The 12,258-nt window shown below is 54.9% G+C and carries 9 protein-coding genes; 1 reads left to right on the top strand and 8 read right to left on the bottom strand.

Annotated features, from left to right (window positions below):
* Positions 1–112: 112 nt before the first annotated feature.
* The 3 genes from ydcS to DXT77_RS21095 form a co-directional block, all read right to left on the bottom strand.
* A complete protein-coding gene (ydcS, locus tag DXT77_RS21105; protein WP_119429009.1) occupies positions 113–1,264 on the bottom strand; it encodes a putative ABC transporter substrate-binding protein YdcS in 1,152 nt (383 codons plus the stop codon).
* An 82-nt stretch (positions 1,265–1,346) separates the two neighbouring features.
* The gene (locus DXT77_RS21100) at positions 1,347–2,834 is read right to left on the bottom strand and encodes a gamma-aminobutyraldehyde dehydrogenase (protein WP_119429008.1); all 1,488 of its coding nucleotides are present in this window, start codon (positions 2,832–2,834) and stop codon (positions 1,347–1,349) included.
* Positions 2,835–2,933: 99 nt separating this feature from the next.
* On the bottom strand, positions 2,934–3,848 hold the full coding sequence (locus DXT77_RS21095; protein WP_119429007.1) for a LysR family transcriptional regulator: 915 nt from the start codon (positions 3,846–3,848) through the stop codon (positions 2,934–2,936).
* Between the two features lie 176 nt (positions 3,849–4,024).
* Between DXT77_RS21095 and DXT77_RS21090 the strand changes: the two genes are divergently transcribed.
* Entirely contained in the window at positions 4,025–4,747 is a 723-nt protein-coding gene (locus tag DXT77_RS21090) for a tellurite resistance TerB family protein (protein WP_119429006.1), read from the top strand.
* Between the two features lie 55 nt (positions 4,748–4,802).
* On the opposite strand, the gene DXT77_RS21085 is transcribed toward DXT77_RS21090, so the two are convergent.
* The 5 genes from DXT77_RS21085 to tssI form a co-directional block, all read right to left on the bottom strand.
* Complete coding sequence (locus DXT77_RS21085) at positions 4,803–6,014, bottom strand: DUF6708 domain-containing protein (protein ID WP_256662996.1); 1,212 nt, start codon at positions 6,012–6,014, stop codon at positions 4,803–4,805.
* Entirely contained in the window at positions 6,011–6,721 is a 711-nt protein-coding gene (locus tag DXT77_RS21080) for a hypothetical protein (protein WP_147407018.1), read from the bottom strand. Before DXT77_RS21080 ends, DXT77_RS21085 begins: the two co-directional genes overlap by 4 nt.
* Positions 6,722–6,736: 15 nt before the next feature.
* Complete coding sequence (locus tag DXT77_RS21075; protein ID WP_119429003.1) at positions 6,737–10,114, bottom strand: T6SS effector BTH_I2691 family protein; 3,378 nt, start codon at positions 10,112–10,114, stop codon at positions 6,737–6,739.
* The gene (locus DXT77_RS21070) at positions 10,107–10,994 is read right to left on the bottom strand and encodes a DUF4123 domain-containing protein (protein WP_372238682.1); all 888 of its coding nucleotides are present in this window, start codon (positions 10,992–10,994) and stop codon (positions 10,107–10,109) included. Before DXT77_RS21070 ends, DXT77_RS21075 begins: the two co-directional genes overlap by 8 nt.
* Positions 10,991–12,258 (bottom strand): type VI secretion system tip protein TssI/VgrG (gene tssI / locus DXT77_RS21065; protein ID WP_119429002.1); only part of this gene is annotated, 1,268 nt, incomplete at its 5' end. The genes tssI and DXT77_RS21070, both read right to left, overlap by 4 nt.

Genomic DNA, 12,258 nt, shown 5'->3' with positions numbered 1-12,258 from the left:
CGGTGACCGGGTGTGGGAGCGAGCTTGCTCGCGAAGACGGTGGGTCAGTCACCTGCAATGTTGGATGTGATGCCCACTTCGCGAGCAAGCTCGCTCCCACAGGAAAGATCGATTACCTACCGCCCATAATCGCAATGTAGTCCTGCGTCCACCGGCTATACGGCACAAACTTCCCACCCTCAGCCTGCGGTGTTTTCCAGAAAGCGATCTTGTCGAACTGATCGAACCCGTTGGTCTTGCAGCCTTCAGCGCCGAGCAATTCACTGCCCTGGCAAGCCGCCGGAACCGCCGGCAACGAGCCAAACCACGCCGCGACATCACCTTGGACTTTCGGTTGCAGCGACCAATCCATCCACTTGTACGCGCAGTTCGGGTGCTTGGCCTCGGCGTGCAGCATGGTGGTGTCGGCCCAGCCGGTGGCGCCTTCTTTCGGTACGGTCGACGCGATCGGCTGTTTCTCGTTGATCAGGCCGTTGACCTGATACGGCCAGGCGCTGGATGCCACCACGCCTTCGTTCTTGAAGTCGCTCATCTGCACCGTGGTGTCGTGCCAGTAGCGGTGGATCAGCTTCTGCTGGGCGCGCAACAGTTCCAGCACAGCCTTGTACTGATCTTCGGTGAGCTGGTACGGATCCTTGATCCCCAGCTCAGGCTTGGTGGATTTCAGATAGAGCGCTGCGTCGGCTATGTAGATCGGGCCGTCGTAGGCTTGAACGCGACCCTTGTTCGGCTTGCCATCGGGCAGGTTCTGCGCGTCGAACACCACGTTCCAGCTGGTCGGCGCCGTCTTGAACACGTTGGTGTTGTACATCAACACGTTCGGGCCCCACTGGTACGGGGTGCCGTAGGTTTGTTTATTGACGACGTACCACGGCGCGTCTTTCAGGCGCGGGTCGAGGGATTTCCAGTTCGGGATCAACGCGGTGTTGATCGGCTGCACACGCTTGCCGACGATCAACCGCAGCGAGGCATCGCCCGACGCGGTCACCAGGTCGTAACCGCCCTTGGCCATCAGGCTGACCATTTCGTCGGAGGTGGCGGCGGTTTTCACATTGACCTTACAGCCGGTTTCCTTCTCGAAACCGGTCACCCAGTCGTAGGCCTTGTCGCTTTCACCGCGTTCGATGTAGCCGGGCCAGGCGACGATATCCAGCTGGCCTTCGCCGGCGCCGACGGCTTTCAGCGGTTCGGCGGCCTGCAGGCTGGCGCTCGCCAGCAGGGCCGTAGTGATTGCACTGAGCAGTGCGGTCTTGTGCACGAACATGGTGAACCCTCTTCTTTAAATTATGGTCGGGGCAGTTGTGAACGCGGTGGAGCATGCCGTCAGCGGCTTGTTATTAGCGTAGTCAGAGATGCTGGCCGTGGCGGGCCATGATGTGCCGCACCACGCTGTAGTCCTGTAGCGAATCGCTGGATAAGTCTTTGCCGTAACCGGAGCGTTTCAGCCCGCCGTGGGGCATTTCGCTGACCAGCATGAAATGGCTGTTGATCCAGGTGCAGCCGTATTGCAGGCGCGCGGCGACCTGCATCGCCTTGTCCAGATTCTGGGTCCAGACCGACGAGGCGAGGCCGTATTCCGAGTCATTGGCCCAGTCCACCGCTTGCGCCAGTTCGTCGAAGCGGGTCACGGTCACCACCGGGCCGAACACTTCGCGCTGGACGATTTCATCGCTCTGTTTGCAACCGGCCAGCAGCGTCGGTTGATAGAAGAACCCGGCACCCGAATGCACCGCAGCGCCTGTGACCCGCTCGATGTGCGGCTGACCGAGGGCGCGTTCGACGAAGCTGGCCACGCGGTCGCGCTGGCGCGTGCTGATCAGCGGGCCGATTTCGTTGTCGGCGTCACGCTTGCCGGCGAAACGCAGGCTGCTGACCGCCGCGCCAAGTTCGGCGACCAATTTGTCGTGAATCCCGGCCTGGGCGTAGATCCGGCACGCGGCGGTGCAGTCCTGCCCGGCGTTGTAATAGCCATAAGTGCGAACGCCTTCGACCACGGCTTTCAGATCGGCATCGTTGCAGACGATCACCGGGGCCTTGCCGCCGAGTTCGAGGTGTGTGCGTTTCAGGGTTTTGGCGGCGGCCTGGAGGATTTTCTGGCCGGTGACGATATCGCCGGTCAGCGACACCATGCGCACTTTTGGATGCCCGACCAAGTGACTGCCAACGCCTTCGCCGCCACCGCAGACAATGTTGATCACCCCACGCGGCAGGATTTCGGCCAGCGCCGGCGCCAATGCCAGAATCGACAGCGGCGTGTGTTCGGACGGCTTGAATACCAGCGTATTACCGGCAGCGAGGGCCGGGGCGATTTTCCACGCGGCCATCATGATCGGGTAGTTCCACGGCGCAATCGAGGCGACGACACCAATCGGATCGCGGCGCACCATGCTGGTGTAGCCCGGCACGTATTCGCCGCTGAGCTGGCCGGTCTGGCAGCGCACGGCGCCGGCAAAGAAGCGAAACACATCGACGGTCGCGGTCAAATCATCCTGCCGCGCCAGATGCAGCGGCTTGCCGCAGTTCAGGGCTTCCAGGCGGGCGAGGTGGTCGGCGTGTTTTTCGACAGCGTTGGCGATTTCCATCAGGAAATTCGAGCGTTGTTGCGGGGTGGTGCGCGACCACTCCGCAAAGGCGCGGTGGGCGGCGAGGATGGCGGCTTCGACTTGCTCGGTGCTGGCCTCGGCGATCTGGGTCAGGACTTCGCCGGTGGCCGGGTTGAGGATCGGTTCGACAAATCCTTGCCCGGCGACCAGTTCGCCGTCGATCAGCAACGCGGTGTGCATGTGGGTCTGCGCGCCAGCCATTTTCCGGGATCTCTTTTCTTGTGTGGTCATATTGCTCCCTGTTTCGGGAGCCGACCGTCTTATAGATGCAGCAAGACTAGTGCGCGGCTCCGGGGTCGACAAATTCTAAATACTGAAGGTGGCATTCGATTAAATAGATGGCTTGCGTCCGCCGTGAGGCTGCTCGCGGGCCACGGTCAGGAACGGATCGACCAGCGCGGGGCGCGCGGTACCGCGACGCCAGGCCAGACCGACGTCGAGGGTCTGGCTGAGGTCGGCAATCTGCCGGGCCTCGATGATGTCGCCTTCCAGCGACCATGGGCGGTAGGTCATGTCGGGCTGGATCGAAACGCCTAGACCCGCCGCAACCAGACTTCGTACTGCTTCGGTGGACGCGGTTCTGAGGGTGATCTTCGGTTGCAGTCCGGCGCCACGCCAAAGACGGTGGGCATTGCGATCCATCTCGTCGACGTTCAGTTGAATCAACGGCTCCCGGGCGGCATCGGCGAGGTTGATGCTGTCGTGCTCCAGCAGCGGATGCTGGGCCGGCAGCCACAAACGGTGCGGCGAGTGGGTCAGCACTTCGGTCTGCAAGGCGTGGCGGTCTTCGAGGTTGGACAGGATCAGCACGCCGACATCGATCTCGCCGCTGACCAGCAGATGCTCGATGTACGGTCGCTCGTCCTCCATTACCCGGATCTCGACGTTGGGATACGCGCGTTGGAAACGGGTGAGCAAATCCGCCAGGTAATAACCGGCCACCAGACTGGTCACCCCGACAATCAACTGCCCGGCAACCTGATCGGTGCTCTGTTGCAGGCTGCGTTTGGCGTTGTCCACGGTAGCCAGAATCAGGTGCGCCTGACGCAGGAATTGGTGGCCCTGATGGGTAAGGGTCATGCCCTTGGCGTGGCGGTTGAACAGGCTGACGCCGATTTCTTCCTCCAGTTGCTGGATGGCCAGGGTCAGGGTCGATTGGGAAATGAACGCGGTTTGCGCGGCGGCGGAGATCGAGCCGGTCTCGGCCACGGCGATGAAATGGCGGATCTGACGCAAGGTCATCATGAAAGGTTTACCCGGTGGGCGGTTTTTATAGATTGCGTCGAGTGTATATCTATTTTCGCGAAGGGCTGCTCTGGGCCAGGCAACATCTGGAAGCACACTTGCACCCAAGTGACGGGCACTTTCGAACTAGGCTGAGGGCCTTATTGATCCGGATAACCCCTGTTTGGAGACGGAACATGAACACCCGTGGATTGCTCGATCAACTCCTCAAATCCGGCCAGGAACTGCTGCAGAACAAGGCGGGCGGGGCGCAGAACAAACCGGCTGCCGGCGGCTTGGGCGGCTTGCTGGGCGGGTCTTCCAATAATGGCGCACTCGGCGGTTTACTGTCAGGCGCAGGCGGCGGTGCCCTGGCGGCCGGCGCCATGGGCCTGCTGCTGGGCAGTAAAAAGGCCCGCAAGGTTGGCGGTAAAGTCGCCATCTATGGCGGCCTCGCCGCACTGGGCGTGATCGCCTACAAAGCCTACGGCAACTGGAACGCCCAGAAAGGCACCGCCCCACAAAACGAACCGCAAACTCTCGATCGCCTGCCACCGGCGCAAATCGAACAACACAGCCAGGCCATCCTCAAAGCCCTGGTTGCCGCCGCCAAAGCCGACGGCCACATCGACGACCGCGAACGCCAACTGATCGAAGGCGAATTCACCAAACTCGACAACGATCAGGAACTCAAACACTGGCTCCACGCCGAACTCAACAAACCCCTCGACCCCACCGACGTCGCCCGCGCAGCAAGCACACCGGAGATGGCCGCCGAAATGTACGTGGCGAGCGTGATGATGGTTGATGAGGAGAACTTCATGGAGAAGAGCTATCTGGATGAACTGGCGCGGCAGTTGAAGCTGGAGCCGGGGTTGAAGGTGGAGTTGGAGAGGCAGGTTAGGGTGGCGGTTGTGTAACTGAAAGACTTTATGAATTCCCGGTGAGGGGCTAACACCGCTCGCCGGGTTTTCTTCAGTGCAAACCTGCGGCCTTGCAAGCCTCGACAAAGGTCGCGCCTTTCTTGTCCATGGCACTTTTGACCAATTGATTGGCTTTCATCAGTGCCGCACTGGGTTTCGCCCAATGCTCCGGCGGCAGTGGCTGCGACCAGGCTTGAACCTGTTCCGGCAGAACGGGACGGCCCTTGCGATGAGCCCATTCGGCGAGAATGTAGGGCATTTTCCAGAAGGTCAGCACACGCCCGATGTACCAGCGGCGCAATGGCCACCGAGATTTCTCCGCGAATCCATATTCCCTCCGTTGTTCTGGAGTCAGGTCCTCGCCACCTTCTTCGTCCAGCGACCCCATCGCACGGGCATCTTCGCGTTCGATTTCAAAGGTGTGCAGTCCTTCATAGGGCTTGAGCCGATCCCCGGTCGGGATCAGGCCGAGTGCCTTGAGCATCGGGTTCGGCACATCGACCAGTTGACCGTCTTCCATGAAGTTGCGAATGGATGCCCACATGCCCAAGGAGTGAGCATCGCTGGGTTGTGGTAGCAGCAGAAACTGCACTTTGTCCTGCTCTTCATCTTCCAGCCCCATGCCTAAGGTGTATTGGCGAGTGGCGCCGTAACTGGTGACGCCCTGGGAGTTTGCAACCCAGGCAACCACGCTTTCCCAAGGCACGATCAGCACGCGATGGGTTTTGCTGTCGACGTAACAGACTTCGCGGCGCTGGCGGTTGAAGCGGACGGGGTAGGTTTTTGCGGCGGTGAAGACGCTGGAAAACATCCCGTAGACATAGGCGCCGAGAGGTAGAAGCCCTAACAGTGCAATCCCTGAAAACGTCTGAATGCCCATTACTAAATCTTTCAAGGGTGTGGGAAAGTTCTCCGGGGAGGCAAGCGCACCGTACAAAACAACTAAACTCGGGACAATAAATGCCAGGGTCAGGAGCATCCAGATTCCTGCGGCTAATATTTTTCCTTGCTCGACCATGCCCCAATTGTTGCCGCCCAACTCCAGATAGGTCTCGGTGATCTCCGAAAAGTTGCGACGAGATGACTGTGTCTGGCCGGTGTAAACAGGTAGTGGCGAAAGAAATAGGGTCTCATTTAATCCGCTGACACGAATTTCTCCAGCGCGTGGGCGTTGGTTTCTGATATCTGGGGTTGATTCCTTCCCTTCATTGCTCTTTTTGAGCATTCTCTTCGCAGGTTTCCATGTTTTGATTTGGTAATTCACCACATCCAATCTTTTTCCGTAAAAACTGCATCTTTCGGAAGTAGTTCTTTAAGTGTTGACAAATATTCTGCAAATAAGCTTTCGGGAAGCCTGGCCTCAAAGCCGATCATGATGTCAGTGTGTTGAGCTACGATTAAACGTCTCTTTTTGTCGATGGTGACGAACTTATATTCTTTCCATTCGGAAGACTTTTCTATTTTTGGAGTGTTATTCCAAGTAAGAAAGAATTTTGCTGCTATCAAGGCCATCCCTGCAGGGCCTGCGAGTATTAAAGCCGATGAAGGGCTATAGATAATGGTTGCGATAATGATTATGAAAAATAGTGCCGATATGGCCTTGAATGCGATATGAAAAGGCTTTGGGAAATTTACTGAAGATTCCTCGGTTCCCACTGTTTCGGTAATAGTATAGGTATATGTCTTTTTTTGATGAACGACGAGAGTCCAAAGGTAGGTGGCTACCAAAGTCCAGATTATACCAGCGCGAAGATTCAAGAAAATTGAGCCATTTTCTTCTGATAAGTTGAGGATGTAAGACTCGTGGATACCATTTATTATCGCCGCTATACCGATGGCTATAATGATTGCCATGCCGATGTCCATGTGGGTTGTATCCCGGGGCTTGGCTTTTATCGTCCATTTCATCAGGATTTTTTCCTGATTTTTTAATGGTTTTTCTGAAGATGTCGTGTCGTTTTTTAATTCCATTGTTTGTGTTTTTCTTTAATTAAGTAACGGGAGCACTGCGGCATCGTTGCGGCCGCCCAGTTGTTGTACAACCAGTGTGCTATTGTCCAATGAGCTAATACGGGAGTCTTTCTGATCTTCGACGCCTTCTTTATCAAGTTCCAGTTGATAGCGATAGCCTCTATCGCCCTCTCCAGAGGCAAGAATTTCAATAGGGTACCAGATCTGAATTTCAACGTTCTGAGCATCTGTCGTAAGTGGCACCCAAGTCTGCCAAACAAGTGATGTGCCTTCTCTGGGGCGAGGTGGAATGGCACCAAGGGAAGCATTTGCCAGGGGGCGAGTTATAGGCGGGCTTCTAAAAGTAGTGGCTTCAACAGATTGCCCATTATTGAGGAATGGCGCCTGCAATTGGTCGTCAAGTTTCGTCACTGGGCCAATATAAAAAGGCCTATGGCTAGCCGCCAGATTTGTTCTGACCACGTTGCCCCTTAACTCTGCTGGAAAATGCATTTGAATCCAAGCGCCATCTTGTTTTTTTGACTCGTGCGGAATCATTTGAGGTCCGTACTGAATCTGGGAGATGAATGTTGGTTTTACAAAAATGGTTGGGCTCATTTGTATTTCTAGCAACGATCGGTTTTCTTCGTTTTGATCGTTTATTCTCTCGCTGGCTGTTCTGCTCCAAGTGCATTTATGAAGCCATTGTCCAATCGCATCACGCTTGAAGTAGTTAAGAGCTGCGGTTGCAATCAAGTAAACTATTCCGGCAATCAATGCAGCGACGGCGAACCAGGGATTCATTGCAAAAGCTACCAGATTAGATCCTCCTAGTAGACCTGTAACGCCTGCAAGCAATTGTACGGCGCCAATAAGCGACATCGTGATTACTGCGCCTTGCTTGGCAATAAGAGCAGCTCTTTCATCCTTGTTTGATGTTGTCTTTAGATCGTCTTGAATATCCCAGTACTCAAATCCGGTTGCCAGTAGGGAGGTTCCGCCAAGTCCGACTAGACGCCAGCTAAAGCCGCGTATTATTTTTCCCCAGTTTTTTGCAGATTTTGTCAGCTCCCAATATTTAGCTGAGCGATCTGCAATGTTTATAGTTTTTGTTCCGACGGTAATATTTAGCCCTTTCATTGATGACCATTTTGTTTCTATGAAGATTGCCATAAGTGCATTGGCTGTGTAGCTAAAACTTGAGAATATTTTTGCGCGATCTTTTTCACTTATCTCACCATCTTTGGAGACGGTGTTGTAAGTTACGGCGGTGTTGAAAAGGTTGGCAATCGCAACTCCCCAGGTAATGGCTGCTGCATCGATGCCGTATTTTGCACTCCAAGCTTTCGCTCGTTGCTGCCATTGGTTTGCAGCAAGTCCACCTCTTTTTAAGGTGTTGCGTATTTCGTCACCGAGAATTTGTGCGTATTTGTTGTTTTGATAATCAAGCAGGGCGGGAAGTTCGTGGGTTGAAAGCTGTACGTCGTTTTGAAGTTTTAGGATATTTCTTCCGAGAGACACACGGTCGTGCGCTGCCCGGGGGATGTGCCATTGTTTGAGATGGTTATCAAGGCTGACCTGTGCAAGAATGAAGCGATTTTTCCATTTGCTCAGGCGATCATTTCCGGATTTGTCAAACTCCAGACGATCTTTGTGATTTGCCAGGATGTGGCCAACCAGGATGTTTCTGAGCAAGGCTGGCAGGTTTTGTTGCTTGCTTCGTGCCAGTCTGCTATCGACAGGAAGGAGCGCTAATAATGTTTGCTCGAAGACTGCCTTGCCGCGCTCTTTCGCCAATATTGTAATGGTTTTCAGTGTTAGTTTTGCCGGATCGGTCAGCCCCTTCATCCAGGCTTTGTCAGCTATTGCATCATGCGTGATAAAACTATTTAGCTCTCCTATTCTGCTGATGATGGCAGTTATATCGCCTGTCCCTTGAACAAGTTTATTCGCCTCATTAGTCAGGGCGGATTGTATTTCCAGTGAAAAGCCAAATCGGGCGAGCCCAAGTAGTGTGCTGGCCTTGATATCCTGTTTGGTGAGCCACTCACATATGGCTTGGTCTTGTCCGAGAGTTTTAAGGACTTCGGATATTATAGTCGCCAGATATAGGTGCGGTTCAGGTCGGGTTGTGTCGATGAACAGACGTAGTGGTTCGGCCCCGATGTATTGAGCGAGGTTGATCAGGTCTTTTTGTGTGTCGTTGACTTTGCTTATGAGGCGTGTGCCGTTTTTTTTGTTTTTCGATATGTAGTTTCGGGCACTTGTTAAATCAACTTGGTTTCGCCATTTCGTACGAGCTTCCCATGACTCCTTCAGCGCTTGAGAAGGAATGCTGCCATACTTTTTTTTGAGGTCGGCTGCCATCTCCAATGAAGGTAAGTTTGGAGGAATCAGAATGGTATCGTTACCATTGTAGAGTTGGTCTTCGAGTTTTAGTTGCGAGAAGTAATCTTCGATATCAGAGGTATATTGCCTCTTTTTTTCATCGTTTCCCGCGATGGAGGTCGGTAGCAGTGACTTATCGCCATTTGCACCGCAAAGGTTGTCCACAATTTCTGCAATGCCGACTTTGTGCTGATGCTCATCTTGCCATTCAATATAGGCTGCTTGATCACCAATTAGTTGCCAATTCAAGTCTTCCAGCATTGCCAGTGGGTCATCTAGAGCAATGACCATGGCACTCGCTGGATCAGACACACTTCCGGTCCAGACTACATCGGATGCCAGCGGGACAAGATTTCCCTTGTCGGCAGAACTACCGTCGGGTGGATATGCCGAGTCGGAAAAACGTTTGTCTCTCGTTACTGTACCTTTATCAATATCTGCGACAGCATCGACTATTTGAGTAAGCGGCAGAGTATGCGCACTTTTCATTGTCAGGCAGTATTCTTTGAGATCGAGTTTCTGCATCCAGTCCTTACGGCTACCGCCATTGGACCTAATGAATTCACATATGCGCCAACTCCATTGCAAAGTGGAGTAGGCGATGCGGATCGTATTTTTTCTAGGGTAGAGCAAATGAGTCTTGCTAGCGCCGGAACTACTGCGCTCGTCCTTACCTAAAATGTCTGCTTCCCATTTGATACGCGTGAGCATTGCGGTGTCGGCCTGGTATTTATATTCATGAAGCGTTTTTTCTGTTTCATCAAATACATACACATATCCATTGCGGAGTTGGCGCAATGTGTAACTTCGTGTCTTCAAAACGGGAAGACTCGACCACGTGCCAGTTTTGAGCAGGGGTTTGAGTTTTTTCGGATGCTCATCGTATCGAGAACGATCTAGTGCGTATCGCATCGGGATTATTGCGACATCCGGGCCGTTAAGGGGGCAGACACCCGTAGCGTTAGCCGGTGTTGCGGGAAAAGAGGCGTTGCGCTGTTGTTGAAGTGTTCCGCTCTTGTCAGCCATTTGCAGTGTCCTTTGCTGCCAGTGTTTGCTGGCGGTAATCATCCAGTGCTTCAATTCGTAATTCGGGAGCCAAACGAGCTTTTTCCGGATTCTGGATCAGCCACTCCTGATAGGGGCTGTCGGGGTTGGAGGTGAAGTCCCGTCCCCAGTCAACGCAAGCTTCCGCCCACGTTACCATTCCTCGTTCGCTGACGAGGCCCCAGGCATTAGCGCTATCCATTACATGTTCCAGCCACCACTCGATTTGATCTTCGTTGAGGAGGGAAAAAGTTTGTGCATCTCTGATATTCAGCCAAGCGTACAGCCTTTCTTTGAACTGCCAACGATATGCGAGTTCAAGGGCGGAGAGTTGTTGTTCACCTAGCAAGGCGAAATTTTTTTCACGTGACTCCTTTGATTGTACCCGTGGAAACGGAGTAATTGATGTGGCCACGGGAGCTCGCCAGGAATGAACGGGTGACTTCGTCCAAATAGTTTCGATGGGGCCCAGTACGTGGCTCAGGTGTTCTTGCCCATAGCTGGAAAGCCAGTAGTGCATGACAAGCGGATCGGCAAAACGCAATAAGCCATTGCCTCCATTCACGTCGAGGGGGGCGATGAAATGGCGTAGATGTTCTGCCACGTCATTGAGTGAAAAACGACTGAACAAGGGGCACGAGTCGTCTCGTGCCAGTTCGTTTTGTTGCCAGTTTCTAAGGATTGAAGATGAACCATGCGGCTTGACTAGGATGGGGCCCAGATCATTCAGCTCCGTCCAGCGCGTGCCTAAGTAAAGCGGTTCAATCTCAAGAGGTTCACCGAGCTGATAAAGGCTGGCAATCGCATTCGGTCGTAATACGCCGTCAATCAGTAAATAGTTGGCTTGCATTGAATTAGTCACTTCGCTGCTTCCTTCGCAGCCCTCTCGCAAATCTCACAACGAGGCGTACCTCGCATCAACGCCTGCCGCTGCGCCGGCACCAACAACTTCCCGGCCTTATCCGTATCCGCCTGCTTCAACGGCCCCGGCATCAACGGCGCCGCCCCAGTCCCGCTCCCCGGCCCACCGCCGGAGTTGATGTTGATCGCCGGCCCGCTCATGGTCACGCCGCCGCCATCGATCTTGATGAAGCTACCACCGCCGACCAGCGTCAGTTCAGCGCCAGCTTCCAGCACCACCTTCATCCCGCTGCTCAGGTGAATTTCCTGCCCCGCATCGATGAATTGCCCGGTGCCGATCTTGATGTGCTGGTTCACGCCTACGGTGAGGTGGTCGTTGGCGCGGGCTTCGACTTTGCGGTCTTCGTAGACAGTGTGGTGTTCTTCGGCCTTGAATTCCGTGTAGCTGTTTTTTTCCACGACGTCGTGGCGTTCGTTGCCGACGCGGATTTTCTGGTCGTGTTCGATGTTCTCGTCCCAGTCGCGCTGGGCGTGGAGGAAGATCTGTTCCTGGCCTTTCTTGTCTTCGATGCGCAGTTCGTTGAAGCCGCCACCGCCCATCGAACTCAGGGTCTTGAAGGTGGTGCGCGTCTTGTTCGCCGGCAGCGCGTAGGGGACGGTGTTTTCCTTGTGGTACAGGCAGCCGCTGATCAGCGGCTGGTCGGGATCACCTTCGAGGAAGGTGACCAGCACTTCCATGCCGATGCGCGGGATGGCGATGCCGCCGTATTGGGCGCCGGCCCAGGCGCTGGAGACGCGCAGCCAGCAGCTGGTCTTGTCGTCGGCGAGACCGTCGCGGTCCCAGTGGAACTGCACTTTCACCCGGCCGTATTCGTCGCAGTGGATTTCCTGGCCTTGCGGGCCGGTGACCACGGCGCTCTGGCTGCCGAGGATGCGCGGTTTCGGGTGGCGCAGGGGCGGGCGGTTCGGCACGTCCCACGGGGTGGCCTGGAAGCGGTTGCGGTAGCCCTGATGGAAGTCGTCTTTCAGCGCCGTGGTGTCACTGGTGACCGACTCTTCCAGCACTTGCGGCTGTTTGCCTTCGTGGTGGACTTCGGTGAGCAGCCAGAGGTCGTTCCACTTGGCCTTCGGGTGTTCTTTCAGCGCGAGGAAATGGCCGCTGACCAGCAATGGCTGGTCGCTCTTGCCTTCGGCGAGCTGGAAGTCGCTGCGATGGCGTTCGAGGGCGCGTTTGGCCAGGTGCTTGCCACGCTCGCGGTCGACGA

Origin of the sequence: Pseudomonas sp. 91RF, from assembly GCF_003576265.1 — a bacterium.
GTDB classification, from domain to species: Bacteria; Pseudomonadota; Gammaproteobacteria; order Pseudomonadales; family Pseudomonadaceae; genus Aquipseudomonas; species Aquipseudomonas kribbensis.
The sequence above is the reverse complement of the archived record's forward strand: the minus strand, read 5'-3'. Positions and strand labels throughout refer to the sequence as shown.